This is a genomic window from Planctomycetota bacterium (assembly GCA_018242585.1).
GTDB lineage: Bacteria > Planctomycetota > Planctomycetia > Pirellulales > PNKZ01 > JAFEBQ01.
Genome location: JAFEBQ010000037.1, coordinates 24,290 through 50,609, shown reverse-complemented (window position 1 = coordinate 50,609; position 26,320 = coordinate 24,290). Strand labels below are relative to the sequence as shown.

Below are 26,320 nucleotides of genomic sequence, written 5' to 3'. Positions count from 1 at the left end.
CCGCGCGAGCGGGCTCAATTGTTCTTACACTCAAGACCGGAGCGTTTTGAAATGAAACCGCCAAATGTTGGACCAGGAACGAGCCGCGTCTCGCGTCGCAGGTTTTGCCAAGCCGCGTCGGCCGTGGCCATAGCGGGCTCGATACTGCCGGCGACGCGTGCTCGGGCCGCCGCCGGAAAGCCGCCCCACATTCTGGTCCGCTCGGCGTGGCAGACCGTCAACATCGGCGACATCGCCCACACGCCGGGCGTCTTGAAGCTGCTGGAGCAATACCTGCCCGAGGCCCAGGTCTCGCTTTGGCCGTCGGTCGTCGACTTTGGCGTCGCTGAACTGCTGATGAAGCGGTTTCCCAAGCTGACAATCATCGCTCCCCAGGACCGCGCTGCCGCCATGCAGACCTGCGATTTCCTGCTGCACGGCTCGGGCTCGGGTTTCGTGGCCGAGAAGGACGTGGCTAGTTGGAAGGAGAAAACCGGCAAGCCGTACGGCGTGTATGGTATTTCGATGACGACCGACGCGCAGCACACGGTTGACTTGTTAAGCGGCGCGCAGTTCGTTTTCTTTCGCGATTCGGTCTCGCTGGGCAACGCCAGGTCGCTGGGCTGCAAATCACCGGTCATGGAGTACGGCCCCGACGCCGCCTTTGCCTGCGACCTGCATGACGACGCCAAGGCCGAAGCTTTCTTGAAGGCCAACGGCTTGGAGCAAGGAAAGTTCCTGTGCTGCATACCGCGGTTGCGATACACGCCTTATTGGCTGATCAAGCAGGGGCGTCCATTCGACGAGGCGAAGAATGCCCGCAACGAGGAAATGAAAGAGCACGATCACAAGCCGCTGCGTGAAGCGGTCGAAGCGATCGTCCGCAACACCGCGATGAAGATTCTGCTCTGCCCCGAGGATCGCACTCAGATGGCCGTCGGGCGCGAGCTGATCTACGACAAGCTTCCCGCCGACGTGAAGCGGCGCGTGGTGTGGCGTGAAAACTATTGGAACACCGACGAAGCGGTGAGCACCTACGTCCGTTCGGCGGGCTTGTTTGGCAACGAGATGCACAGCCCGATCATGTGCATCGGCCACGGCGTGCCGGCCATTGTCTGCCGCTGGCAGGAGCAAACCAACAAGGGCTTCATGTGGCGGGACATTGGCCTGGGAGAGTGGCTGTTCACGCTGGACGACGACGCCGACTTGCCGCGCGTGGCGCCGGCGGCGCTGGCCATGGCCCAGGACAAGGCGGCCGCCAAGGCCAAGGCGGCCCAGGCGCGCGAGTTCGTCGAACGCCGTCAGCGCGAGACGATGGCCATGGTTCGTCAGGCGGTTGGGTTGACGTAGGAAGCGTTGGAACGCGGCAAAAATCTGGAAAGTCTGAGGGCGCAAGATGACATCTTCACCGGTGGATATGGAACGTGTCATTCTTTGGCTCAAAGGGGTGCGTCTGTGCGCTGGCTTGGACGACGAGCAGCTTCGCTCCCTCGCCAGCCAGGTCGAAGTGCGCCCGTTTCAGGCCGGCGAGACGCTCAGCTTGGCCGGTGATGAAGTCACCGAGTTCTGGGTCGTGGCCGAAGGGGAACTCGACGCCTTCGTCACTGACGCGCGGGGGCGTGAAACCCTGCTGGGCACCGTGCTGCAAGGGGAAACCGTCGGCGAGATCGCCATTCTGGAACACTCCACCACACGGCCGGCTCGGTTTACCGCCCGCACTCATGGCACGCTGCTTGTCGCGCCGGCGGCGCTGTTGCACGACTGGGTGAAGACCTATCCCCGGCTGATGCAAAACCTGTTCCTGACGCTCAGCGAGCGATTCAAGGCCGTGACCGGCGTGGCCTCGCGCAATCTGCGTTCGCCGCGACTGGGAATCGTGGTCACCTCGCCGCGTGGCTACCGTCTGGCGGGGCGCTTGGTCGCGAGACTGGTCGCGGCGGGCGAGCGACTGCGGGTCATGGCCTGCGACGTGGCCGCCGTGAAAGCTTCTGGCGGCTGGCCCGAGAGCTTTCCGGTCGAAGCGCTGGCCGAGAGCGATACCCCGCTGCTACAGCCCCCTGCGGCGGAGATTGATCGACAGATCGTCCTTTGGACGCCCGGCGCCAGTCGCGCGGCCGACCTGCGGCAATTGCAGGGGAGCGATGAAATCCTCTGGTTCTTCGAAGCGGCCGACGCGACCACGTCGAGCCATGACTTCCATGCCGGGGCGTCACAATCCGCTGGCTTGCTCGACCGAGTGCGAGTCGTGTGGCTGCTCGACGCTGCGACGCCCGTCGCGCCATTGTGGACCAAGCTGGAGCTGAAGACGCCCGACATCAAGGTCCGCGTTGAAACCAGCGGCGGCGAGTTGAATCGGCTCGAGCGCCAAGGACTCGACCGGCTAGTCCGCGCGCTGCGCGGCTACTCGATCGGTATCGCGCTGGCCGGCGGCGGCGCGAAAGGGATGGCCCACTTTGGCGTGTTGCAGGCGCTGGAAGAGGCGGGCATTTCATGCGATATGATGTCGGGCACTAGCGCCGGGGCGATGGCCGGCATTCTGTACGCCTCGGGCATGCCTCCGGCCGACGCCATTGCGAACTTTGAGCGCGACTTGAAGGCCTCGCGGTTCTTTCACTTGCTGCCGAAGTGGCCCAATTGGTATCTCGTCTCGCAATATCGTCGCCGCACCTGGGATGCCAAGCTGAGGAAGTATTTGCACGACTGGCAACTCGAACAGTTGCCCATTCCGTTCAACGCGGTCACGGTCGACCTGGTGCAAGTCCAGACGGTCGTTCGTCAGCGCGGCGACGCGGTCCACTCGATTTTGGAAAGCATCAATCTGCCGATCGTCTCCAAGCCGATCTTGCGCGACGGCATGGCGCTGGTCGACGGCGGCGTACTGAACAATTTGCCGGCCGACGTGCTGGCCGAGCACGGCGCGGACTTTGTCATCGGGGTCGATGTGTCGAGTCGCGTGCGAACCGAATTTGCCGGCAATCGTCCCAACATGCCGACCAGCAAGATGCGCGACGCCAGCGCGCTCGACACGCTGTTCCGCATCTTCGAGTCCCAGGCGCACAATCTCGGCAAAATGCGCAATCGCGCCGTCGATTTCTGGATCAAGCCCGACACCTCTGGCTTCGGCCTGGCCGAGTTTCACCGCACCGCCGAGATCGCCGCCGTGGGCCAGGCGGCCGCGCGCGAGATCGTGGCCGAGTTGAAGCAACGGCTGGTCGATCTGGAACAGCGCTTGCTGACCCAACCGCGACGACGAAGTTGACCGCCGCAGCCAGTCAAAGGCGTTTTTAGATTCGTTATCGCGTGCCTATCCAGGGCGTCATTCCCGCGCAGGCGGGAATCTAGACGGTAATCGCAACCACTAGATTCCAGCCTGCGCGGGAATAACGGAAAATGGGGCGGCGTTTGATGACTGATACACCCCAGCCGGCGGCCCGGCAACTTCGACGGACTTAGCAAGCGATGAATCTTCTGGCGGCGTTGTTGATCGGGCTGGTGATCGTCCCCTCGACGATCTGGATGGCGCTGGCCGTTCATTATCACGTGCGTCGCCCTTGGTTGCGGTGGTGTGTGTCGGCAGTCCCCGTCGTGGCGGTGGCGGTCAGCCTGGCGACGTTGCCGTTCATGCCTTGGGGGGTGGCTGTCTGGGGTGTGCTGCTGGCGGTGGCGCTGGCGTGGTGGTTTGCGCTGCGCCCGCGCAACGAGCGCGACTGGGCCACGGGCATGGTGGCGATTCCGCTCGTCGAACTGAGCGGCAATACGCTGCGAGTGCGGAACTTCCGCGATTTCGCTTACTCGGCCTCGGGCGCGCCGACGGAGCGCTACGAGGAACGCACGTTTGACCTGTCGCGACTGACATCGCTCGACTATTTCTTGTCGCACTGGTCGGGCCCGGTTATGGCCCACACGCTGGTCAGCTTCGGTTTCGACGATGGACAATTCTTGTGCGTCTCGGTCGAGGCGCGCCGGCAGCGCTGGCAGTCGTACTCGCCGTTGTGGGGCCTGTTCCGCTCGTACGAATTGATGTTCGTGCTCGGGGACGAGCGGGACATCCTGCGCTTGCGGACGAACATCCGTCGCGAGCGGGTCTATATGTACCGCTTGCGCATGACGCCCGAACATTTGCAACGCCTGTTGCTCGACTATGTCCACCGGGCCGACGCGCTGGCCGATCATCCCCGGTGGTACAACTCGATCACCAGCAACTGCACCACCAACTTGTTCTATCACGGGCACGCCAGCGTGCCGTGGTGGCTGAAGGCCGGGATTTTCTTGAATGGCTTGTCCGCGCGGACGATGTATCGGCTGGGCTTCCTCGATGACCGGTTGCCGTTCAAGGAGTTGCAGGCTCGCAGCGAGATTCGCGAACGCGCGTTGGCGGCGGGAGATGCGCTGGACTTCTCGCAACAAATCCGCGCCGAGATGATCGTGCCCAGGGCGTGAGCGCCGCTTATGCGCTCGACGAGCGCGACGCGCCGTCGAGCCACGCGATAGCGGCTTCCTCGTCGGCAAAGACGTCGACCAGCAGGCCTCGATTCGTCGCCACGGTCACGCCGAACTTACGCCGGTCGATGTGTTGCGATCGCGCGACGAAGGCGATTCTGATTGGAACGCCGCCGGCGATTTGGGTCCAATCGGTGACCATGAAGAAGCGGTCGAAGACGTCGGGCGTCTCGAAGCCGACCAGTTGCCGCGTGTCGAGCACCAACTCGGTGAGTCGCCGCTGGCAGGCGATTGAAATGGCCTCGCCGCAGTCCTGCACGGCCTGTTCGAGCGTCATCGCGCCGGCCGGCCGATAGAACCCGCGCTTGCCGACGATCTCAACCGACGCTGGCTGATCCAAGGTCGTGCCCTTCGTTCGATCCCCGCGACCGCGCCAATGCCCTAGGCAAAGCCAGAGGTGATCCGCTTATTTCGTCTGCGCAGGCGCCGCCTTGGTCGGATCGTCCCATTCGATTTTGCAATTGGGCAAGGCCTTTTGCAGGTCGGCGACAGAGGCAGGGGTAACTTTGGTCCTGGTGACGTTCAGGTTTTTCAGAGTCTCGCAATCTTCCAGCGGCGACAAGTCGGCTATCGGATTCTGCATGCAGCGTAGAGTTGCGAGCGGCAAGCCCTGAAGTGGCGACAAGTCACTGATGGCATTAGCCCCGTCCGTTCGCAATGACTTCAACTTGCTAAACGCCCGCAATGGAAAAATGTCGGCGACGCCGGCGTTCGGCAGGTCAAACTCTGTGACGACGCCCTTGTCGATCTTTGGCGCGCCGTTGCCCCGATACGAAGGATTCAGCTCCAGCAACTTCGCCTTGACGGCCTCCACCTGCTGCTCGGCCGTAAGCTTTTGCGTGTCGGCGATCCACTTCTGAAACTCGGGGGTGTTCCAGGCAACAACAGCTTTGGCCGGCGCGGCGGGGGCGTTGGCGGCGGCGGTCAGGGTGCCCGCGCCGGTCACTTCGCGGACGGCAATCTTGTGGAAGGTTGCTGCCCGTGCGTAGGCGATCAATCCCAGCCGCTGCCGTTCGGGAACTCTCTCTGCGCTGTCATTGATCGATAACCGCCGCCAGTCGCCGGTCCACGAAACCAAGGGCCGGCCGTCGAGCACGGCGCGCAAACCGGTGCGGCGCACTTCGACTGTAAGCTGATAGCGCTGGTCGTTTTTCAGCAATGGTTGCTTGTCTTGCTTGACGCTTTCGGGCGACTCTTCGAGTCTTTTCTTATCAATCGCACCGAAGCCAGCGTGCCATTCATTCGTACCGGCCGCCTTGCGATCGATGCGCAGCCAAAACTCGCGCCCCTGCGCGGCCAACAGGCAGCCCACTCCGTTTTGTCCCTTGGTCGGCGTGAACTCGAGCCACAGGTCGTATTCTTCGGCCGGCGAATACGGCAATTGCAAGCGAGGATATCCCTTGCCGCCGGTATCCTGATTGATTTGACTGGGAATTGAGAGCCCGGTCGGGGTTTTGGTCCAATCGCCGGCCACGGTGTCGCGCTTCACATCGACCAGGGGGAGCAGGTCGATCGTTTTCGGTTCTGGCGCCACGACCGGCGGCTTTGCCCCCACGAACACATTCGCGGCCGCCAGCGGCGTGTACGTTAGCTTGCTGATCTGGAACTCGCTGGCGAACGTACCCAACCAAAGCTTGTCGGCATGGGTGCCATAAGAGCTCAATTCATTTTCATTGGTGTTGAGCGAGGCTGGATCGCCTGACCAGCGAATGATTTCTGTCCCCTCGCGCTTGACCCTCACGCTGGTCGGCGTGACTTCCACTTCCACGCGCGTGGGCTGCCCGACCGGAAACGTCCGCCCGTCATAGCGATAGGGATTGTCCGCGGCGTTCCCGACTTTGCCATTGATGCGATCGAGACCCGAAATATCTTTTCCCCAAGCGTCCATCGCCAGTCGCACCGAGGAGGCGCCGACCGGCAGACCGAGGTTCAGTTCGTGCTTGCCGGTGCCGGTTGGCTGAGCGACTAACTCCATTCGATAGGAAGCGGCTAGCTCCACGGGCAATTCGATGGCGGCGTTCCACTTCGGACTAAGCAGGACGTTGCCGTTCTTCTTCCAGCCACCCTTGGTGGCGTGCTTGGCCAAGTCGATGGCGGCCAGCAGATCAACCGTGCCGGCGCTGTCGGCCGACGCGCCCAGCGTGTCCCATTCGACGACGTAACCTGCCACGTCATTTTCGTCATAGATGCGGTAATCCCAGCCCGACTCGGACTTACTGAAACGAAATACCAGCCGAAAGTTGTGTTTAACATTGTTACCCTTGGACGGCTTGCCTGGGGCCCAGGCGGTAAATCCCCACGGCTCGCCGTTCTGCCACTGCCAGTCGGTTTCGCCAAGACTGCGGTAACCACCCAGCCAGGCAAGTTGCGGTTCGTTGCTGAGTTGCACGGCGAACAACGATTTGACCGCGTCGTTCTCGGCCTGGCTGGTGATTGTGGCCAGATGCCCGCCGAGCGCCTCGGCCGCGTTGCTGGCCTCCCGATGCCTGATGGGGCCACTCGGAACATAGCGATAACGATGACCGTTGAACGCCAGCGCATCGGCGGGGATGGCTGGAGCCGCCGCTACCGCAGCTTGACTCTTTGGCACGCGGCGAATCATCCATAGATCGCTGTCTCCTAGACCGCCGGGGAGCTTGCTGTTGAACAGCATCGTTTGTCCGTCGGCCAGCAACCAGAACGACTCGCAATCGGGGTACGGAAATTCGATTTGGCGAACGGTGTAGCCGCCATTGGTCTCGGCTTGGGCCAGCCAAAGTCCCGCCTCATTCGTGTATCCGCGCAGGAAGAGCAATGACTTACCGTCGGCCAGCGGCTGGGAGCACTGTTCACCGGGCTTGGTGTTTACGGCCGGTCCCAGAGCGGTGGGCTTCTCCCAGGGGGCGTCGATCGACTTGCGGCGCGACTGCCAAAGATCCTGTTGCTGGGAACAGTAGAACAACGTCAGGCCGTCGGGCGAGAGCCGAGGAAACAATTCGTTCGCCGCCGTGTTAATCACCTCGCCGAGATTGACCGGCGTTTCCCACGGCGCCTCGCGAGATGCCCGGCGCGTTTGCCAAATGTCGCCGCTACCGAATGCCTTGAATTTCCCGTGGGAGCCGGAAGTCGAGTAGAGCAGAGTCAACCCGTCGGCGCTGAGCCAGGGAGTGTAATCGAAGTTCACCGGAGCGTTGACGGTATCGAGCGCTTTCGCTGGTCCCCAGGGATCGTTCACGCTGTTACGCCGACATTCAAACAGATCGCCGCCGCCACTGCGGTACGAGCTGAAGATCAGGCACCGCCCGTCGGCCGAGACGGCCGGGCCTTTTTCCTCCTTGTCGCCATTGACGTTCGGCCCCAGGTTCTGTGGCGCGGTCCAGACGTAATCGGGCGAGGTGAGCGCCTCGACGATCGACGGTCCCGTGGTCGGAGCCGTCGTACTGGCGGCCGCAGGCGCCGACGCGCTGGAGGTCGCGGCCGGCTTCGCCGAGCCGGGCTTCGCCGGGGTGGATGTGTTGCCGCCGCCAATCTGAAATGTCGGGGACTCTTCCTTGGTTGGTTCAGCCTTCACTTCGACCGTGCCGCCTTTGGGAACCGGTACTGTGACGCCCGGCACGGCTTCGACGCGGGCCACTTCCTTTCCCTTGTCGTCCTTGATGACCAGCCAGACTCCCAAGGCGATCAGCAGGAATGCTCCGCCCGCGCCGGCCAGCACCAGCGGGTTTTTCCAGGGGGGGCGTTTGCCACCGGCGGCCGCGAGGGCCGCCCGGTGCAGAGGGATATTGATCTGGCTTTTGGGGTCGGTTTCCAGCTCGGCTCGCGACGTGGAAAGAGTATTCCCCATCAAGCTCTTCAGTTGCTGATTGCCGAACGCCGCCGTCGCGCTGTCCGCGAAGTCGACGACCTTGCCCGCGCCACCGAGGCTCGGCGAGTTGCCCCCCTCGGGGTTGAACGCATTGAGGAACTGCCGCAACTGCGGATCGCTGGTGGCGCTGGCCGAGGTGCTCATCGTAACCGACGAGCTCACTCCGCGGGCGGCGTCGAGTTCCGCAACCAGTTGATCGGCCTGCTGGTAGCGGTCTTCGGGACGCTTGGCCATCATCTTCTGGAAGATGCGGTCCACCTCGGGCGACACGTCGGGGCGCTTGGCCACGAGTGACGGGATCGGCGCGTTCATGTGCGCCAGAATCTTCTTGACGACCGTATCACCGTCAAACACGCTTTCAGCCGTCAAGATGCGATACAGCGAACAGCCTAGGCTGTATATATCGCTGCGGGCGTCGGCGTGACGGGTGTCGGTGGCCTGTTCCGGGGCCATGTAGTCGACGGTTCCCATCACCGCGCCGGTGTTGGTCAACTGCTGATCCTGAGCGTTGGCGTCCTCGAACCGGGCCAGGCCCATGTCCAGAATCTTGACCACCCCCTTGTGATCGACAAGTAAGTTGGCCGGCTTGATGTCGCGATGCACCACCCCTTCGGCGTGGGCGAACGCCAGCCCACGGGCGGATTGCGCGATGTAGTTCAGCGCCTCGTCAACGGGCAATGGCCCGCGCTCTTTGACCAGCGCTGACAGATCGCGACCTTCGACGTATTCCATCGCCAGGTAGTGTTGCCCGCGGCATTCGTCGGCGTCATGCGCGGCGACGATGTTCGGATGTGACAATCGCGCGGCCGCCTCGACTTCGCGCTGAAAGCGGCGAATGGCGTCTTTGTCCTTGACCAGCGCCGCCGGCAGCAGCTTGATCGCCACCAGCCGCTTCATCTTGCGATGCCGGGCCTTGAACACTTGCCCCATGCCGCCCGCGCCGATCTTGTCGATCAGCAGGTACTGATTGAGCACCAGCGCCGAGGCGCGACCGGCGAGAATCTGCTTGACTTGAAACTCGGTGAAGAGGCCGCGCTCGACGAGCACTTTGGCCAGCGCGTCGCCGTCTTTGGGGCGCTGCCCGACGGGGAGCGCATCCCAAAACGCCTTCAACTCGTCGGCCGGCATGATGCCGGCGTCGACGATGGATTTGCCCAGTTGTTCCGCCGTTTGCGCCATGAAGTCTGCCCCCTGCTAATAGGGCACTGATAATAGCTGCTTGGCGCGCGAATTAAAATCTTTTGGAGCCGTGGGTGCGACGATTTGTCGCGAGTTTCCGCTCCCCGAGAGCCTTTTCAAGCGTCTGCGACTGTAGGTTTCGACGCGCCAGGTTGCACCGTTGAGCGCAGCCAAGGGCCAAAAGGGGAGCGATGGTTCACGAGTCGTAGTCACCCGCGACTGCGCCCTTGTAAAGAGCTTCTGCGCTCGTCGCCTCGGAAATCGCTTGGCGGACGTCGGCGCGGGTCAAATCCAGCACGCGCAGCTTGCTGCCCATTTCTGCGACAGCTTCAATGCGGCGGTAAAGCTGCGAATGAGTTTCCGCGTACTTAGCCAAGCCTTGCAATTTGGGCAACGCATCGGCCAAGTGAAAGCTATGTGGGTCGACAATGTCCACCACCACCTTGCCGTCCTGCTCCGCAAAGAAAATGAAGTCCGGCCTGACGATTCTGGTGTCGTTACCATCGGTGTATGAAATGCCGAGGGAATCCTGGCTGGGACGGTCAGGATTGCGATACCAAAAAATGAAGCCGCTCCGCTTCATTTCAGCCGTCAGAATCGCTTTCTCTCCTGCCTTCAGTTCGGCGGGATACAACCCCTTCTCGTCGCACAGCAGATGCTGCTTGTAAGCCGGAACATCTGTTTCCACCCCATCTTTTTCGCGCGCCTTCGTCGGCTCAAAACGTGACACGGGCCGCGCCAAATCCACATCCTGCGGCTCGGTGCTGAGCGCGACGATTTGCCGATAAGCCTCTTGTCGGTCATGGGGCAGTTCCTTAACGCGGTCACGGTATTCCGCAAGCCAGGCATCAGACAACTTCTTGGCTTCGGCATCGAATAGGATTTGCAAGTTTTCCAACAGGTGCAGCGCAGCCACATCCTCGCGCGCTTCAATCAACGCGTCGTCGAGATCGTCCTCCGCTTCCGGCTTGCGTTTCGCCACCATCATCGTGTACGTGCGGGCAATGTCCGGGCTGACGATTCGCGCCGTACGACGGTAGGCGTCGCCGACCACGGCGTCATCCGCGTCAATCTGGAACCGGTCGTCGCGCGTCTCGCCTGTTTGCAAAACGGCAATGATCGTACGCCCCTCGACGGTCATCACCGCTGCGCGCTTTTCGGCGAACGCCTGCTTCCGCGTTGCAATGAAATCATCCAGCATCTTGTGCATCGCCGCGTGCGCCTTGCCGCCCGCGCCTGGCAGCAACCCATCTGACGCCAACTCATGCGCCAGAGCCGTAAGTCGGATAGCCGGCTTCGCGCCACGCTGCGGCCGGGTCTGCGAAGGTAGCGAGACGAACTTATCCCACACCGTTTGCGGCACCGCGGGGTTGGGCTTCATCTCCTGCGGGTTGATCAGCACGCGCCCCGTCGGCGGTGCGTCGCCGCCCCCTTCGCGCAATGCCTTGACGACACTTTCGACCGTCTCCTTGTCGAACTTTGGCAGCAGACAATCCACCGCGTTGAGCTTGTCGTTACCGGGGATGCGCCGCGCCAGCGGTGTGCGCACCATGCGGCCTAGCAGCTGCGCGATGTAGGTTTGATCGCTTGCCGGGCGGAACGACACCATCACCTCGGCGCGAGGACAGTCCCAGCCGGTGCTGATGGCGTCCTTGGCAATCAGGACACGCACCCAGGTGTCGTCCTGCACACGCTGTGGTTCGATGTAGGGCACGGAATACTTGCCGAACTTCTGTGTCTTGTGTTCGCCGAACACATGCGCCACTGACGTTTCCGGCAAGTCCGGCCATTGCTGGAAAATTGTGTCCAGCGCGCGACCGATATCGTTGGGGTTGGGCGTGTTCGGCGCCTGCAACACCATCAACGGCAACACCCGTTCACTGTTTTCCTGTTGCGCGGCATAGGCCGCCCATTCCTCGGTACACTCGCGCAGCTTGTCGGCGGCGCGCCGCACCAGCACGGTGTCGAAGTCTCCCGCCGCTTCGTCGGGAATGTCCAGCACAATCGTGTCTTTTAACAAGCCGGACTCCTGCACACGGCTGGGGTCCACGGTCACCGACGACAGAGTGCTGCGCCCCTGAGCCCCTTCCATGGCCTTGTTGAATCGCTCGACCGTGGCCGAAATACCCCACACCACGGGGATGCCCGGCACTCCCTTTTCGCCGTTGATCAGTCGCTTGACGATGGTGGACTTCTCGCGGTTTTCTTTGCCCATGCCGCGATGCGCTTCGTCCAGCACCAGGTACAGCGTCAGCGCCGGCTCTTCAATGGTGTTGCGGATCGTATCCCAAATCGTGTGGGCTCGAAGATCAGGCCGCGCTCCGGGAAACAGGCTGCCTTCCTCGTCGCTCTCAAAGCCGCGCACCAGCAGACTGTTCTTCCCCAGCTTCTGCGTGTTGAGAAAATAAATCCTGCCCGCCTCGAACTGGGCCAGATTGAAGGTGTTTTCCACCACCTTCAGGTCCGTATGCCGTAGCCGGTCTGACGATTCCAGCAGCCGAAAGCGCGTCTGCTCGTTCAACGACGGATCGTCGCTGAACCAGAGGACCACCGCCCCGCGATCGCGGTCGAAGTCGTAGCCGTCGTCGCCGTGGAACAACGCCTCAAACACGGCGGCCGCCATCACCGTCTTGCCCGCGCCCGTGGCCGCCGTCAGCGAAAAGGCGTGGCGGTCCCCCTCCTCGCGCCAGCGTTTGCGGGCTTTCTTCAAGTGACCCAGCACGTCGCGAACCGCTTCGTCCTGATAGTCTTTCAGCGTGAACTTCATGGATCGTCACCGTTGGCGAAGGCGAAATTGGTCAGGTACGATTCATACAGCCGGATCGCTTCGACGCCTGCGGGCAGCCGGCGCGCCAGCGCCTGAAAACGCCGCTCGTCGTCGGTGACGAGATAAGCGACCCGCAGCGCCTTGGCCTTGCGCGCTGCTTTGAGAAAATCGGTGGCTTTGTCCAGTTCGACCAGCAGGCCGTAGCTATCCACCACCTCCCAGCCGGCGGCGGGCTGTTTTTCGATTTGTCGGCCCACACTCCCCGCGCGCAGCCACAACAGCGGGGCGATCCGCGCGAAGGCGGTCTGGTAGTTCACCGCGACCGGTGTTTCATAGGTCAGGGTGAAGAATTCCGCGTTCTCCGCAAAGCCATCGGCCATCGGGAACTCGTCGGTGAACTTGTAGTCCCCCCTGATGGGCTGCCCGTCTGGCGTCTTGCCGGTAATGGCGGCTTGCACGCGCGGCTTGGTGATGTAGTCGCAGATGCCCCATTGCTCCCAATCGGCGTCGCCGGGGCGCAGTTCCTTTTCTCGCAGCGCCTTTTGCTCCTCGGCGCCGACTTCGTTGTTGGTGACGCTGATGCACTGGCGATTGCCGCCATCTTGCTTGTTGAGTCGCATCACCGCATGCGCCGTCGTGCCGGAGCCAGCAAAGAAATCTAGGATCACCGCTTCCGGTTTATCCTTAACGAAGAATCGCAGGGCATCTTCAACCGCGTAAAGCGACTTAGGAAATGGAAATCGGCGATTGGGGATGAGCTTGGAAAGAACTAACGAACCACCGTTTTCGGCGTTGTGGGACGTCATATTCCAAACCCGTTTTGGAATAACCCCTTTTCGTTCCCGATATACTGCCTGCACTGCCCCATCAGGGTCACGACCGACAATGTCGATGCGCCCATCTTTAATCGCGTCAACCGTTCCGCTTGGCAAATAGTGAATGGCCGCCTGTTTTCTTTCTGGTTTGTGGTTGCGTGAGCGAATGAACCCATCTTTGAAATACCGTTTTGCAGTTTCGGGAGTTATCCCCCAGAGACCCTCACCCCCATTCGGCCTTAAAGGCCACACTCCATATGCCCCTTTCGGAGCTATTACCCCGTGACGATCAATTTCATCAGCTATTGGGTCTCCAATGGAGTGAATATATCCTGAGTCCGCATTCACGAAGATAGGGTAGAACTGGTTCGGACGCGCTCCGCGTTTTGCTGTTGGCTCACGCCGCCGAAGTCCAAGCCATTCAATATCCCGGCCGATTTGCGCGGTCGCTGAACGAGAATCGTCCAGCATGTTCTGCTCACCAAGTTGAACAGATGACACGCCGATGCGCGCGAAGTAGATAAACTCCTCTACTCGCGAAAACTCGCCAAACCGTGCCACGCCTTTGGCGCTGATCACGGATGTGACCATTTCTATTTCCGCTTCTGGAAACACTTGCTCCAGCAACAACCCCAGCCGCAGGTATTCCTTCTCGTCGATTGTGACGATCAGCACCGAATCCGCCGGATTCAACAACTCCTTGGCTAACAGCAAACGCCGCTCCATGAACGCCAGCCACTTGCTGTGCCGATACAGGTCGTCCCCTTCGACGTAGTCATTGTTGTATTTCCAATCCTTGGCCCCCGTGTTGTAGGGCGGGTCAATGTAAATAGCGTCGACCTTCCCCCGGTGTGTCCAAGTCAGCGCTTTCAAGGCATGGTAGTTCTCGCCGTTGATGACCGTGTGCCAGGGCTTGTCGCCACCGCGCGCAACTTTTCCCGTGGACGCCAGGCCTGGGTAGATCGTGTCCCCGAATTCCGCGACAACAATCAGATCGTCCGCCGCTACCGTACAGGCTTCGACTTGATCAGCGTCCAGCAATTCCAGATCGGCCATCTTTTGCTTGGCCCTATGAATGGCCTTGACCAGCCATAGCCGCTGGTCCCCCTTGGCCGTCGAACCGCGCGGCGGCAGCACGCGCACCTTGTCCCCTCGGCGTAACGGTCGTTGGGGCAACTCGACTGCTTCGGGTCGATGGCGCTCGAAGTTCAGGCCAAACGGCAGCCGCGACGACAGCGCCCGAAGCTCGCGCTCGAGGTCAGCGCCAAGTCGGGGGTCTTTGGCCTTGGTCTCGGCAACCAGATCAGTCAATCGGGACACGAGCTTTCCTTAGTTGTGCATCTGCGATGTGATGTATCTGGTGCTGTCGTTGCGGTCGCGAGCAATACAACGAGCCATCCGCATTACGGATCGACAAAGGTTCAGGTGACGAGAGTAGGCCCGGCAGGACTCGAACCTGCGACCAAGGGATTATGAGTCCCCTGCTCTAACCGACTGAGCTACGGGCCCGCGTTCGTGGGGCATCAATGCCGAAGTATACCCGACCGTCAGGCGACTGGCATGTCCCCGCGGTCGGCGGTATCTTCGACGCCTTTATTCCGCACGCCACGCTATGAATCAACGCCAGCGCCGGCGGCAATTGCGATCTGGTCCTCGTGGGCAGCGCCGAGCCGCGCACCGATGGCGGGTTGTTCACCGGCTCGACCGAGAACGTGACGAAATGGCGCGGCCTTGGCCACGTCGCCTTGAGCGGGGTTATTCCACCGCCACGATTGTCCCTTCGCTGGCCGTCAACTCGGCAAAGAGTTGCGACAGTCGTTGCGTGATCGAACCGACGCGACCTGTGCCGATCGTGCGGCCGTCGACCTTCAGCACCGGGGCCAGTTCTCCCATCGTGCCCGAGCAAAACACCTCGTCGGCCCGATAGATGTCGGTTAACGTGTAATCGCCGACGTCGTGCGGAATGTTGTGCCGGCCGCAAAGTTCCAGCACCGCGGCCCGCGTGATCCCCTCGGGACAGGCCACGGTGCGGCTAGTATGCACCACGCCGCGGGCCACAAAGAACACGTGCGTGGCGTTCGTCTCGGCCACGAAGCCGCGCTGGTCGAGCATCAGCGCGTCGTCGGCGCCGGCCGCGTTGGCTTCGATCTTGGCCAAGATGCTCGGCAGCAGATTGTTGTGATGAATTTTGGGGTCCAGGCAATCGGGGGGCGGACGACGCACCGAGCTTGTCATCAAAGTCAGGCCCGACTTGTCGTAGACGGGCGGCTTGTGCTCGGCCAGCACGATCAACGTCGGCCCGTTCTGATTGAGTCGCGGGTCCATGCCCGAGGTGACCTTCACGCCGCGGGTGAGCGTGAGCCTGATGTGGACGCCGTCGAACATCCGATTGGCGGCCAAGGTGCGCTCGATTTCCAGGACAATTGCCTCGCGGGTCGGCACGTGGGCAAAGGCCAACGCCTTGGCCGAGCCGAACAAGCGGTCCAAGTGCGCGTCGAGCCGGAAGATGCGACCGCGGTAAAGTCGCAACCCTTCCCAGACCGCGTCTCCGCCCTGCACGGCCGAGTCGAACGGACTGATGCCCGCTTCGTTGCGGTGCAGCAGCCGGCCGTTGATGTTGATGATCAGCTCGCGATTCCGCGCGTTGAATTGTTGTTGCATGGGGTTCGCCTAACGGCTGAGCGAAGGAGATTTGGCGTGGCGCGCGGCCGACGACGGCAGCAAACGAACCGCGTACAGTCGTTCGTAGCACGCCAGCGATTCGGTATGGACCTCGCGCAGGTCGTCGGGCACTTCGCGCGGCTGGGGCCGATAAGGGGCAAAGCCGGTCGTGCGCACCACCTCGCCATACCAGTGCGGCGCCCAGATGCCGTCGCTCGACCGATAGCCCGCCGGCCAGGCGATCATCGCCTCGCTGAACTCAACGCCTAGCCGCTCGCAAAGCGTTGTCAACATGGCGTGCGGGTCGTGGAGCACATCAGCCGCGTCGATCACCAGGGGCGTCGTCCCGGTCAGCCGCTCGACGGTGGCGAAGATATCAAGCTGTTGGGGAAAGCCCAGATCCTCGGCCGTCGGCCGGTAATTCTTTTTCAAGTACGAGGCGATCACCTCGGCCGGATGACGAATCAGAAAGCAGTTGGTCAGCGCGGCGAGCCAGTTGCGATCGACCTCGGGCAACAGATGATGCGTCATCTGCTTTTGATAGTGAATCGCGTGGCCGCCGAGCGGGGCGTGGCACATTTCCTCGACGACCGCGCGCCAATCGGTCGGGCCTTGGGCGATGATTTCCGCCGCCAGGGGGTGTGGCGCGCCGGTCAGCGCCAGGTAATAAGCGTAGAACGGCTCGTCGCGGACCAGCGTGTCAAGCCGGTTTTCCCAGCTTCGCATCAGGGCCGTCGAGATGTTCCGCGGCCCCGACCACATGGCGATTCGCAGTGGTTTATTGTCGGGCATTGGCGTCGCTCGCGGCGGGTTGCGGGGACGCGGTGGATGACTGGTTGGCTTTCTGATTGCGCTCGCGCGCCTTGGCGGCGATCTCCTCGCGCTGTCGCTTGAGTCGTTCGGGCCAGACGAACTTGGGGGCTTGCGCAGGGTCGTAACCAGCCAAGTGATCGCGCAGCCGCGTGGCCGGCTTGGTATAGACCAGCACCGTCTCGCCAAATACTTCGCGGCACAGCGCCGCCAAGGCCGAGTCATAGGCGATCAGCTCGTCGCGCGTGTTGACGTGGTTGTGATCGCTGTCGTGCTCGCGATTGTTGTTGAACCAGGACTGCACCCCCTCGGCGAAATACTCCGACCGGTTCGTGCTGGCGTACACGCCGCGCCACAAGCCGGCTTTCATCGCGGCTTGATAGGCGGCTTCGAGCCGGGTGTCGAACGTCGGGTCCAGGTTCTCGAGTCCACGATGGTGAATGTTGTGGGCGAATTCGTGGATCAGGATGTTCTCGGCGCTGTACGGATCCCCCACGTAGCCGAGCAAGTTCTCCTCACCGCACGAACAGACCGGATCGGTCTTCGAGCCCCCCAGGCCGCGGGCTCGCGCGTCCCAGTAATCCTTCGGTTTCAATCGGGCGTGTTCCGGCACATCGGTGGTGAACTCGTCGTGAGCCATGACGATCAAGCGCGAACCGCTGTGAATCATCGCCTCGCGCACATCGGGCCGATGGGCCAGCATCTGATCGACCAGATAGGCCGCTTCTTTCAGCGCATAGTCGTTGACCCGTGCGCAGGCCACGACCGGATAGCCGTGGACGCTGACGTATTTCTGATAATGCGCCGGCAACTTCAGTTCCGTCGGCGGCGCGGTGACGACCCACTCGGCAGACATCAAGGAACCAGAAATACAGGAGAAAACACCCATTAACAGTGTTCGCAGATGAGACATTGGCATCGCGATGACCTGGGCTAGGGGACAGTAGTTCTCCGTGGCCGAACCAGGGTGTATTCTAGACTTGGCGCGTCCAGTAACCCTTACCATTGCCGCGAGCCGACACTTTGTATTGCGCATAGTCCGTATGACAACCACTGAGTTTCAACGGGCGTTTTTCGAAAGCTTGCCAGTGACATTCACGGGCGAAGCGCTGTTCGATTGCCTGCCTGACGTGGTGTTCTTCGTCAAAGACCGGCAAGCCCGGTATGTGGTGGTCAACCAGACACTGGTCGAGCGCTGTCGCGTGCCCGACAAGCAATCGCTGATCGGCCGCACGACGAGCGAGATCTTTCCTGCGCCCCTGGGCGGGCATTACCAGACCCAGGACGAGCAGGTCATCGCCTCGCGCACCCCGATTCACGATCGATTGGAACTGCACCTTCGCGCCGGTGGGGTCCGAGGCTGGTGCCTAACCGAAAAGATTCCGCTGCTGGGCCGGCGCGGCGAGGCGCTGGGGCTGGTCGGCGTGTCACGCGATTTGATCGGCCCCAACGCCCAGTCGCCGGACTACGCGCTGATGGCACGAGTGGTTGAGTATGTGCAATCTCACTTGAGTGACGAATTGAATGTCGGCGAACTGGCCGCGCGGGAGCGCTTGTCGATCTATCGACTTGACCAGCGGATGCGCGCGGTCTTTCAATTGACCACCGCCCAGTTCATTCAGAAATGCCGGCTCGACGAAGCCAGCCGCCGGCTGTTGACGACCGACGAGCCGATTGCCCAGATCGCGTTCGACTGCGGCTATGCCGACCACAGCGCGTTCACGCGCAATTTCAAGCGCACGGTCGGCGTCTCGCCCAATGCGTTCCGCCAGACGCGCCAACTAACCGGTTGAGTGCCGGCCGCCTTCGATACCTCGTAACTCGTCGGCTTGGTGCGAAGTGACCTTTACCGGTCAAAACCGCGGGGAAAACAGGTGTAACGGCCGTTCGTTATACTTAATATCTCGCCCGCTCCCCTGCCGTCGGAGTTTCCTGCCGTGAAGTCGCCTGCCTTTGCCGTGATCGGTTGGTTCGCGCTGTTTGCCTTGGGCCAGGCCCTTGCCGCCGACCCGGCGTCGAAAGAGGAAGACACGCCCGTGGCCGGTGCGACAGCCAGCAAAAAGCCCCAGGCCGCGCCTGCCGCAGGCCCCACTTCCAAAGCGTCGACTCCCGCGGTGAAAGTGCCCGACGGATCGGCGACGCCGGCCCAGGTCCGAACCGCCGTCGAGCAAAGCTTGCCCTTCATCGAGCGCGAAGGGCTGGCCTGGATGCAAAAGAACGCCTGCATCAGTTGCCACCAGGTGCCGTCGATGGTCTGGGCGACGCAGTCGGCCCACGAACGGGGACTGCCGGTCGACACGGCCAAGCTCGCGCGCTGGAGCGAATGGGCCACGAGCAACGGCCTGCGCCGCGCGGTGTTCTTTAACGTCACCGGCGACCTGCTGAAGAAGTTCGAAGATGGCAAGAAGTTTCCCGAAGAAGTCACCAAAAAGCTTGGCAAGCTGAAGGATCAGCGGTTCGTGTTCGCCGACGATTTCGACGCCGCGCTGGCGAAAAACCTGGGTGACGAATTACTGGCGGCGCACGGCAAGCCAGTGACCGACGCGGCCGCCAAGACCAAGCAGGGAGGGGCCGGTTCCTCGGGCGACGCCAACCAACAGACGGCGTTGCTGTTGGCCCGCGCTGATCGCGCCGCGAACAAGCCAGCGGAAGATCGCTTGGAGCTTTTGTCCGGCATGGCCAAGTTCCAGGCCAAAGACGGCTCGTGGCCCATCGCCGGCCAGTTCCGCGGGCAGCAGCGTTCGCTGGATGAGGCCAAGGTGGTCACCGCGATGTGGGCCGTCTGGGCATTGGCGTCGGCCGGCGATTTGCCCGCCGATGCCCAAGCCGCCTTGCAACGGGGCCGCGAGTTCCTCAAAGCAGCCAAGCCGGGCGTGACGACCGAGCAATTGCTGCTCGAGACGCTATTAGCTGAAGCCGACAGCCAGCATGATCGCGCCAAGGAACTGACGGCCGAACTGATCAAATTGCAACACGCCGATGGCGGTTGGGGCTATCTCAAAGAGCGCGAGGAGAGCGACGCCTACACGACCGGCATGGTGTTGTACGGCCTCGGCCGCTTGGGGTGCGACGGCCGCGACGCCGCGGTGGGGCGCGCCTGGCAATACCTGGTGGCGAACCAGGCCGCCGATGGCTCGTGGCCGCAAGGCCTGAAGGTGATCAGCGCCAATAAGAAGGAAGACACCAAGCTCGGCGACGCCGTCTACACCTACTGGGCCAGCACCTGGGCCGCGATTGGGATGCTCGAGACCTTGCCGCGGTAGCTAGACGCCGAATCGTCCTTCGGCGATCAACCCCTCGCGGAATTCAAGTCGGCGCCGCGCATTGAATTGCAACAGTTGGGCGGTCGCCCGTCCGGTCGGCGTCAATCCGGTGATCGCCGCTCCCTGTAACGCAAAATGCGCGCGCCATTGATCACGGCGCGGATGAAATAGCACAATAATGTCGCCGGTCGTTGGATCGACGCTGCTCAGATTCGGCCCTTTGTGCAGATTGCAGCGATGGCACGCGAGGGCCAAGTTATCGGGTTCATCGATGCCCGGCGGCGCGTGCTGTTGGGCCAAAATATGCTCGACGTGAAACCGCGCTTCGTCGGCGTCTTGAGGAAGCAGGCAATACTCGCAGCGGTTGCCCGCTCTTTGCCGCACCAGCTCTCGTGTCGCCGCGTCGATCATGACGCCTGACGCCGCAACGCGGCACGGGCTTTCATCTTGAATATGGCGATGAGGTCCAGCCCCTCGACATATTCGGCGTATTCCTCGCGCTCTTCCGGCATCAACGTCCCTTGATTGGCTTTTTCCGCCAAGGCGTCGAGTCGCGCCTGCAATTGCGCATCGAGACGCAAATCGACTATCTGCCGTGCCGTGTCAGGCGGCAGAATTTGCGTCACCGGCTCAAGGAATCGATCGAGGATACTGGTCATGTTCATCGCTTCATTCTAACCCTCACTTCGAGCGATGCGATACCGGTTTTGTCGGAACTTTGCGTCTAGCGTCCCTTAATCAATGCCGCGTCGCCGGGTTCAAAGGTCGCTGGCTCTGGCGTGTCGGTCGTGATCTTTTTCCAGCTCTCGCCGTTTTCGCGGAACGCGCGCCAGTCGGTCGCGCGGTAGGTGATGTTCAACTCGGGCGTCTCGATCGGCTTGCCTTGGGCGTGCGACTGGACTGCGGCCGCCAAGGCGCCGGTGGTTAGCAACGTCCGCTCGGCCGGATAGGGCTCCTGGCCCGTCACGAACAGATGTTGAATCGCGTGGGACAACGCTCGAAACAGACAGCGGTTTCCCCACGGGCCGTTGTACATTGCCGTGGCTCGCGGCTCCTGCTCGCCGCGCAACTGACAGGCGAAATCCCACCGGCTGGAACTGCTGCCCACTTTGATCACCGCGCCGCGCAGGCCGTCGGCGTAGTTGATCAACATAGCATGGTCGATCCGTTGATCTTCGCAACCGGGCTGACCGTCGCCACCTTTTCGTCCGGTTTGCTGGTCGGCGTCGCGATGGGCGCGCATGGCGGCACGGAACATCGCTAGCCACCAGGGGGATTCCTCGTCGCCACGAAGCATGTCGGGCCGAAACAGTCCCTTCCGTTCGACAACTTCCACGCTGCGAATGCCGGTTTCGCCGCCGCGCCGGGCTTCGACGAACGATTGCAACAGTTCCAGCCCATGAAAGCCGTACGCTTCGAGCGGCCCACCGTGGACGGCAATGGCCGTTTCGATCTCGGCGTCGCGAGGCAATTCAAGTGCGGGCAGCCGCTGGGCCAGCGGCACCGAGCTGCCCAACAGCAACGGCATCTGGTTCGCCCGGGCCGTGTCGAACATCTCGCGGGCCCAGTCCCAGCGGTACGACAGATGTTTGTCATTGAACAGCGGCACGAATCGGTTCGACCGGCGCATGACCGCGACCGCCTGGTCGAAGAATTGCTTCCGCGGATACATCCGCACGCCGTGCTCGTTGAGCGGATAGTCGCCATGCTCGCCGATCAACAACACCGCGTCGACCGCCAATTCGCGCCCGCCGCAACACAGCGCCTGGTCAATTGTCGTGTACAGCGGCACGTTGAACCGCGCTGACACGTCCCGGGCCATGTCGCCATCGGGGAATTGATCGGCATAGAACGAGACGACGTCGCAGCCCGGGTCGACCAACTCGCCGCAAAACAAGTACGGCTTGAAGAAGCTTTCCAGGATGTTGTAGGCGTGCGAGCGTAATCGCAGCTCGGTGAAGAGCGCCGCTACGCGCGGGCGACGCTTTCCGGTCGATTGCGCAAAAGCAAGCGAAGGACCAAGCATTGCGCCGGCCGCCGCGCCGGCCAGCCAATCACGCCGCGAAATGTCAGTACCAGGTCGAGCCACTACGTCGCTTTCCTCGATCGGCATACGCAACAGGGAGTTGCACTAGGTGTCGTAATCACCATCCCAGGGCGCGAAGAACGCGAGGTCGTTCGGCAGCAGATGGACACTCTCGTACTCTTCGTCGGGCTCTGACGCATCGACCAGGCCAAAGGTGTGGCCATGAATCTCAACGCTGAAAAGCCGAATTTCGACGTCGCGGTGCTCGACCTTGCCCAAGGCGGCGATGAGTTCCTTGAGTCGAGCTTGAGCTTTTTCAACGACCGCAGCTTCGCCATCGGCGGTTGTTCCCGCAAACCAAGCCTTGGTTGTTTCGTGTTCACCGTCAGCGTCAAAGGCATGCAAGACGGCATACCATCTTTTGTGATTCGGCCAATCGACGGGCGGAGGCGTGGGAAGCGTAGCGGTTACGAAGGCCATAAACTGCTGGCCGTCGCTAAACGTCCCGATTTGGTCGGTGTGATAGTCAGGCTCGTATTTGATCCTGATTTTTTCAGGGATCGTCACGTTCTCATGGCCCTAATTAAGTCAGCAGGGGGTAGTCGCCCGTTAGAGCCTCGCCCGCGCCATTTCCGAGGGGGTGAATCCCCTGGCCTCGACGACGCGACGTTCGTCAGCGAAGTGCCGGAGCTTACGGCGAGCCAAGCGTGTCCAACAGCGCCTGGGCTTCTTTTCCCAGCGCATTGCCCGCCATGTCGTTGACCACCTTGGTTAGCGCGGTGGCAGCCTGCTTCTTGTTGGCGGGCTTGCCCAGCGCGATCTGCTTCTTGGCCAGATCGATCTGCTTGCGGGCCGCGATGGCCGCCTTGATTTCCGCCGACGCGGCGAGTTCCTTCTTTTGCGTCGGCACTTCCGGGGGCAGGTCGAAGCCTTTGTAATCCTCGGTTAGCTTGTTGTAGATCACATAGGCGTCCCACTTCTTGCCGTCGTCGCTGGCCTTCTTGGCCTCTTCGGCCAGCTTCTCAATCGTGTTCTGCACGATCGCTTTCAGATTCTCGGCCGAGGATTTCTCCTCCTGCTTGCGCGAGGTGAGCGCCTTCTTGATGACCAGCGCCGCCTTCGATGGGTCGCCAAACTCAATCGCGAACCAGGCCGGCTTCAAGCCCTCGGGCACGGTGGCCGGGTCGAGCTTCCACTTGGCGCCGGCGCCGGCCGAAGTGGCCGTGCGAGCCAGATCGCGATAGTCGCCGCGCCCCACGGTCCCATCGGCTTTAATGTACATCACCTGCGTGGCGTTGTCGGCCGCAATCGTCCCCACGCCATAGGCCGCTTCGAGCGCTCGATCCTGATCGGCGATCATCGGCCAGGGAATGCTGAACTGCTGGGCGTAGCTTTGGACCACTTGCGCGGGGACGCCTGGCACGATGCCGATGAACAGCACCGGCTTCCCTTCCGATTCCTTGGCGGTGTCGAGCACCTTGGGCCAGGCCTTTTGATTCCCCTGGTCCGCGGCGTGGAAAAAGTACATGACGATTCCCTTGCCCGCGACGGCTTCCAGCGACAGGGGCATCGAATTGACCCAGGCGCTGGGCGCTTGCGGGAACTCGGGCGCGCGATTGCCGATGACCGAGGTCGTGTCGGCCGCCGCAGCCGCGCCGCCGGCCGCCGGGGCCTGTGCCGAAACGAGGGTGGCCCACAAACAGCAGCCGACAATGCTCAATCCGCCGCAGATCACTTGCCGCATGGCGACGCGCTCCCGTAATCGAGTCCTGCACCGATGTGTCATTCGCCCCAACAGCCGCAGACCAGCGGCGCTGGCGTCATTGTGGGTTGCCGCCGAGGCGATTGCAAGAACGTGGAGCAGGTTGTTCGTCTTGCCGCTCAGTTCTTCGAGCGAGCTTCCATCAACCCTTCTCCCGCCGGGAGAAGGTGGCCGAAGGCCGGATGAGGGTCCACTCACCACTTCAAATCGCGTCAGCCTGAGGCGCGACCCTCATCCGGTTCGCTTACGCTCACCACCTTCTCCCCGGGGGAGAAGGGTTGCGATGGACGCCGCTTTGTCATTGCAAAGGACAGCCCGTCAATGAAACGCAGCGAAATCTTTGCCTAGCATCGCGGCCGCGAGCTTCAGCTTCAGTATCTCGTCGGTTCCTTCATAGATGCGGCAGACGCGCACGTCTTGCCAGTGGCGGCCGACGCGATACAGCTCGCTCCAGCCGCGTCCGCCAAAGACTTGCACCGCCCGGTCGGCCGCGTCACAGGCCGCTCGCGCCGCGATCAGCTTGGCCTCGGCCACGATCAGGTCGGCTTGCTCTTGCAGTTCCTTGTTGTCGGGCTGTTCGTCCGCGGCTTGCTTGGCGGCGGCGGCTTGGGCCACGACGGCGCGGCTGATCGTCTGGGCCACGTGAATCTCGGCCAGGTGTTCTTGCACCAGTTGATGCTTGCCAATCGGCTTGCCGTGCTGCTGTCGCTGGCGGCTGTAGTTGAGCGCCTCTTCCAGGCAATCTTCAATCACGCCCACACAGCCCGACGCCACGCTCAAGCGTCCGGACACCAGCGTCTTCATGGCGACTCGAAAGCCTTCTCCTTCTTGTCCTAGCAAGTTCGCCGCCGGCACCGGGTGATCGTCCATCTGGAACATGCCGGTGTTCGCCGTGTACATGCCGCACTTGGCCGGCAGGTCTTCGCTCTCGAACGTCGCGCCGCTGGTGTCGACGACAAAGGCGCTCATTCGCCGCTCGGCCCCGCTGGTCCCTTCGGGATAGCCAAACACGATCACCGCGTCGGCCACGGCCCCATTGCTGATCAGATACTTCACGCCCGAGATGCGGAAGCCGTCCTTCTCGCGCCGGTAAGTTGTGGTCATCTCCAAGGGGTTCGAGCCGGCGTCCGGTTCGGTCAGGCCGAAGGCCATCACGCACTTTCCTTGCACCGATGGCGGGAGGTAACGCTGCTTGGTCTCGGCGCTGCCGAATTTCCAGACCGGATACTGGCCGATCGACGTGTGCCCCGAAAAGAACGTCCGCACGCCCGTCCCTTCGCGGCCAATGCGCGCCAGACACAGGGCGTAGGTCTCGGCGTCCGCGCCGCGGCCACCGTATTCCGTGGGAATCGGCATACCCAGCAGGTTGAACTTCGCCGCCGTGGCCACCAGTTGATCGTTCCGCCGGTGCTCCAGGTAGCACAGCTCTTCGTGCGGGCGCAGTTGTTGGCAAAACGTGTCGACATCGGCCAACAGGGCGTTGCGTTGAATCGGATTCATCCTTTAACCCTTCGTCGCCAGAATTTTGTGGAAGCTAAGCCTACGCCGGTCGCTCCAACAGCCGTTGCAAGTGCAACGACACACACTCGGCCAGCTTGTTCACATTGTATCCCCCTTCCAACAGCGAGACGACGCGGCCACCGGCGTGGGCGTCGGCCACGTCCAGGACCACATCGGTCAGCTTGATGAAATCTTCGCTTTCCAAGCCGAGCGAACCGATCGGATCGGCCCGATGGGCGTCGAAGCCGGCGCTAATGATTACCAGCTCGGGCTTCACGCGCGCGGCAAAGTCGCCGAGCGCCGAGGCGAACTTAGCCTGGAAGTCAGTGCGCGAAACTCCCATCTCGGTCGGCAAGTTGCAAATCATTCCCTGCCCGCGCCCCGAGCCGGTTTCCTCGGCGCGGCCGGTGCCGGGATAAAACGGCCAGCGATGGATCGATAGAAATCCCACCCGGCCGTCGGTCCAAAAGGCGTCTTGCGTCCCGTTGCCGTGGTGGACATCCCAATCGACGATCAACACGCGGTTCAGTTTCTGCTCGGCCAGGGCCGCATGGGCCGCGAGGGCCGCATTGCTGAACAGACAAAACCCCATCGCGTCGTCGCGCAAGGCATGATGTCCCGGTGGCCGAACCAGGCAGAGGGCCCGCCGGTCGTCGCCGGTCAGCACGCGCGTCGTGGCGTCGATGGCCGCGCCGGCCGCGCGCGTGGCGGCGGCGTACGATTGGCGGCTGACCATCGTATCGGCCTCAATGCGGCCGCCACCTTTTTCGGCAAACGCGCGGACCTGGTCGATGTAGTCGCGCGCGTGGGCCCGGGCCAATTGGTCGACCGTGGCCGACTGCCACTCGGGCTTCTGGCAGCGCGCGGCCAAGCCGTCGGTGTCGAGCCGGGCCGTGATGGCTTCGAGCCGAGCGCGACACTCGGGATGCTGGCCGGTGTCGTGCTCCAAAAAGATCGGATCGGTGTACAGCAGCGTCATGGCGTCGGCCGGCCGTCAGGCGGCGGTGGTAGGGTCCAGGTGCGCCCCTGAAGATAGCGTCTCGGGCCAAGGGATTGAGCAGCAATTTGCGGATCGGCGCTAGCGACTCATCGAATAACCACCGCCACGACGCTCGCTGGGCATTTGTATTTCTTGTAGGGTGCATTCCATGCACCTTAGCTGCGGATGGCAGGCCGGAAAGCAAAGAGAATTGGCCTGTGCGGGCCTAAGTTAA

General features: G+C 62.2%; 19 protein-coding genes and 1 tRNA gene. 5 read left to right on the top strand and 15 right to left on the bottom strand.

Going from position 1 to position 26,320, the window contains the following annotated elements; translation table 11 throughout:
• The first annotated feature begins 51 nt into the window (after positions 1–51).
• The 3 genes from JSS27_17700 (at position 52) to JSS27_17690 (ending at position 4,419) form a co-directional block, all read left to right on the top strand.
• On the top strand, positions 52–1,329 hold the full coding sequence (locus JSS27_17700) for a polysaccharide pyruvyl transferase family protein (protein ID MBS0210779.1): 1,278 nt from the start codon (positions 52–54) through the stop codon (positions 1,327–1,329).
• 46 nt (positions 1,330–1,375) lie between these two features.
• Positions 1,376–3,238 (top strand): patatin-like phospholipase family protein, encoded by a 1,863-nt coding sequence (locus JSS27_17695; GenBank protein ID MBS0210778.1) that lies wholly within the window; start codon positions 1,376–1,378, stop codon positions 3,236–3,238.
• 200 nt (positions 3,239–3,438) lie between these two features.
• Positions 3,439–4,419, top strand: a complete 981-nt coding sequence (locus JSS27_17690) for a DUF4105 domain-containing protein (protein MBS0210777.1) — start codon at positions 3,439–3,441, stop codon at positions 4,417–4,419.
• Between the two features lie 7 nt (positions 4,420–4,426).
• On the opposite strand, the gene JSS27_17685 is transcribed toward JSS27_17690, so the two are convergent.
• The 8 genes from JSS27_17685 to JSS27_17650 all read right to left on the bottom strand — a co-directional run bounded on the left by JSS27_17685 (position 4,427) and on the right by JSS27_17650 (position 17,411).
• On the bottom strand, positions 4,427–4,819 hold the full coding sequence (locus JSS27_17685; GenBank protein MBS0210776.1) for a hypothetical protein: 393 nt from the start codon (positions 4,817–4,819) through the stop codon (positions 4,427–4,429).
• A 66-nt stretch (positions 4,820–4,885) separates the two neighbouring features.
• Positions 4,886–9,502, bottom strand: coding sequence for a protein kinase (locus JSS27_17680; protein MBS0210775.1), 4,617 nt, complete (start codon positions 9,500–9,502; stop codon positions 4,886–4,888).
• Positions 9,503–9,698: 196 nt separating this feature from the next.
• Positions 9,699–12,269: a DEAD/DEAH box helicase family protein gene (locus JSS27_17675; protein MBS0210774.1), complete on the bottom strand. Its 2,571-nt coding sequence runs from the start codon at positions 12,267–12,269 to the stop codon at positions 9,699–9,701.
• Positions 12,266–14,404: a site-specific DNA-methyltransferase gene (locus JSS27_17670; GenBank protein MBS0210773.1), complete on the bottom strand. Its 2,139-nt coding sequence runs from the start codon at positions 14,402–14,404 to the stop codon at positions 12,266–12,268. Before JSS27_17670 ends, JSS27_17675 begins: the two co-directional genes overlap by 4 nt.
• Before the next feature lie 115 nt (positions 14,405–14,519).
• Positions 14,520–14,593 (bottom strand) — tRNA-Ile (locus JSS27_17665).
• Between the two features lie 246 nt (positions 14,594–14,839).
• Positions 14,840–15,745 carry an aminotransferase class IV gene (locus JSS27_17660; protein ID MBS0210772.1) on the bottom strand — a complete coding sequence of 302 codons (906 nt, stop codon included), beginning with the start codon at positions 15,743–15,745 and terminating at the stop codon, positions 14,840–14,842.
• A 9-nt stretch (positions 15,746–15,754) separates the two neighbouring features.
• Positions 15,755–16,537 carry an HAD family hydrolase gene (locus JSS27_17655; protein ID MBS0210771.1) on the bottom strand — a complete coding sequence of 261 codons (783 nt, stop codon included), beginning with the start codon at positions 16,535–16,537 and terminating at the stop codon, positions 15,755–15,757.
• On the bottom strand, positions 16,524–17,411 hold the full coding sequence (locus JSS27_17650) for a hypothetical protein (protein ID MBS0210770.1): 888 nt from the start codon (positions 17,409–17,411) through the stop codon (positions 16,524–16,526). The genes JSS27_17655 and JSS27_17650 overlap by 14 nt, the downstream gene beginning before the upstream one ends.
• A gap of 187 nt (positions 17,412–17,598) precedes the next feature.
• Here JSS27_17650 and JSS27_17645 point away from each other — a divergent pair, with 187 nt between their 5' ends.
• Both JSS27_17645 and JSS27_17640 read left to right on the top strand, forming a co-directional pair.
• Complete coding sequence (locus tag JSS27_17645) at positions 17,599–18,348, top strand: AraC family transcriptional regulator (protein MBS0210769.1); 750 nt, start codon at positions 17,599–17,601, stop codon at positions 18,346–18,348.
• A 144-nt stretch (positions 18,349–18,492) separates the two neighbouring features.
• Complete coding sequence (locus tag JSS27_17640; GenBank protein ID MBS0210768.1) at positions 18,493–19,818, top strand: hypothetical protein; 1,326 nt, start codon at positions 18,493–18,495, stop codon at positions 19,816–19,818.
• Here the strand turns inward: JSS27_17640 and JSS27_17635 are convergent, their stop codons facing one another.
• The 7 genes from JSS27_17635 to JSS27_17605 form a co-directional block, all read right to left on the bottom strand.
• Complete coding sequence (locus JSS27_17635) at positions 19,819–20,229, bottom strand: HNH endonuclease (GenBank protein ID MBS0210767.1); 411 nt, start codon at positions 20,227–20,229, stop codon at positions 19,819–19,821.
• The gene (locus tag JSS27_17630; protein ID MBS0210766.1) at positions 20,226–20,483 is read right to left on the bottom strand and encodes a hypothetical protein; all 258 of its coding nucleotides are present in this window, start codon (positions 20,481–20,483) and stop codon (positions 20,226–20,228) included. The genes JSS27_17635 and JSS27_17630 overlap by 4 nt, the downstream gene beginning before the upstream one ends.
• A 59-nt stretch (positions 20,484–20,542) precedes the next feature.
• Complete coding sequence (locus JSS27_17625) at positions 20,543–21,907, bottom strand: hypothetical protein (protein MBS0210765.1); 1,365 nt, start codon at positions 21,905–21,907, stop codon at positions 20,543–20,545.
• A gap of 42 nt (positions 21,908–21,949) precedes the next feature.
• Positions 21,950–22,411 (bottom strand): hypothetical protein, encoded by a 462-nt coding sequence (locus tag JSS27_17620; GenBank protein MBS0210764.1) that lies wholly within the window; start codon positions 22,409–22,411, stop codon positions 21,950–21,952.
• 124 nt (positions 22,412–22,535) lie between these two features.
• A complete protein-coding gene (locus JSS27_17615; protein MBS0210763.1) occupies positions 22,536–23,588 on the bottom strand; it encodes a redoxin domain-containing protein in 1,053 nt (350 codons plus the stop codon).
• A 336-nt stretch (positions 23,589–23,924) separates the two neighbouring features.
• Positions 23,925–25,106, bottom strand: a complete 1,182-nt coding sequence (locus JSS27_17610) for an acyl-CoA/acyl-ACP dehydrogenase (protein MBS0210762.1) — start codon at positions 25,104–25,106, stop codon at positions 23,925–23,927.
• A gap of 40 nt (positions 25,107–25,146) precedes the next feature.
• Positions 25,147–26,085: a histone deacetylase gene (locus JSS27_17605; GenBank protein ID MBS0210761.1), complete on the bottom strand. Its 939-nt coding sequence runs from the start codon at positions 26,083–26,085 to the stop codon at positions 25,147–25,149.
• Positions 26,086–26,320: the final 235 nt, after the last annotated feature.

What these genes read in the sequence shown, in the direction of transcription:
- JSS27_17660 (MBS0210772.1), bottom strand. Translation starts at nt 15,745, where the DNA reads ATGCAACAACAATTCAACGCGCGGAATCGCGAGCTGATCATCAACATC.
- JSS27_17700 (MBS0210779.1), top strand. Translation starts at nt 52, where the DNA reads ATGAAACCGCCAAATGTTGGACCAGGAACGAGCCGCGTCTCGCGTCGC.
- JSS27_17645 (MBS0210769.1), top strand. Translation starts at nt 17,599, where the DNA reads ATGACAACCACTGAGTTTCAACGGGCGTTTTTCGAAAGCTTGCCAGTG.
- JSS27_17635 (MBS0210767.1), bottom strand. Translation starts at nt 20,229, where the DNA reads ATGATCGACGCGGCGACACGAGAGCTGGTGCGGCAAAGAGCGGGCAAC.
- JSS27_17610 (MBS0210762.1), bottom strand. Translation starts at nt 25,106, where the DNA reads ATGAATCCGATTCAACGCAACGCCCTGTTGGCCGATGTCGACACGTTT.
- JSS27_17630 (MBS0210766.1), bottom strand. Translation starts at nt 20,483, where the DNA reads ATGAACATGACCAGTATCCTCGATCGATTCCTTGAGCCGGTGACGCAA.
- JSS27_17605 (MBS0210761.1), bottom strand. Translation starts at nt 26,085, where the DNA reads ATGACGCTGCTGTACACCGATCCGATCTTTTTGGAGCACGACACCGGC.
- JSS27_17695 (MBS0210778.1), top strand. Translation starts at nt 1,376, where the DNA reads ATGACATCTTCACCGGTGGATATGGAACGTGTCATTCTTTGGCTCAAA.
- JSS27_17680 (MBS0210775.1), bottom strand. Translation starts at nt 9,502, where the DNA reads ATGGCGCAAACGGCGGAACAACTGGGCAAATCCATCGTCGACGCCGGC.
- JSS27_17650 (MBS0210770.1), bottom strand. Translation starts at nt 17,411, where the DNA reads ATGTCTGCCGAGTGGGTCGTCACCGCGCCGCCGACGGAACTGAAGTTG.
- JSS27_17690 (MBS0210777.1), top strand. Translation starts at nt 3,439, where the DNA reads ATGAATCTTCTGGCGGCGTTGTTGATCGGGCTGGTGATCGTCCCCTCG.
- JSS27_17615 (MBS0210763.1), bottom strand. Translation starts at nt 23,588, where the DNA reads ATGCGGCAAGTGATCTGCGGCGGATTGAGCATTGTCGGCTGCTGTTTG.
- JSS27_17675 (MBS0210774.1), bottom strand. Translation starts at nt 12,269, where the DNA reads ATGAAGTTCACGCTGAAAGACTATCAGGACGAAGCGGTTCGCGACGTG.
- JSS27_17655 (MBS0210771.1), bottom strand. Translation starts at nt 16,537, where the DNA reads ATGCCCGACAATAAACCACTGCGAATCGCCATGTGGTCGGGGCCGCGG.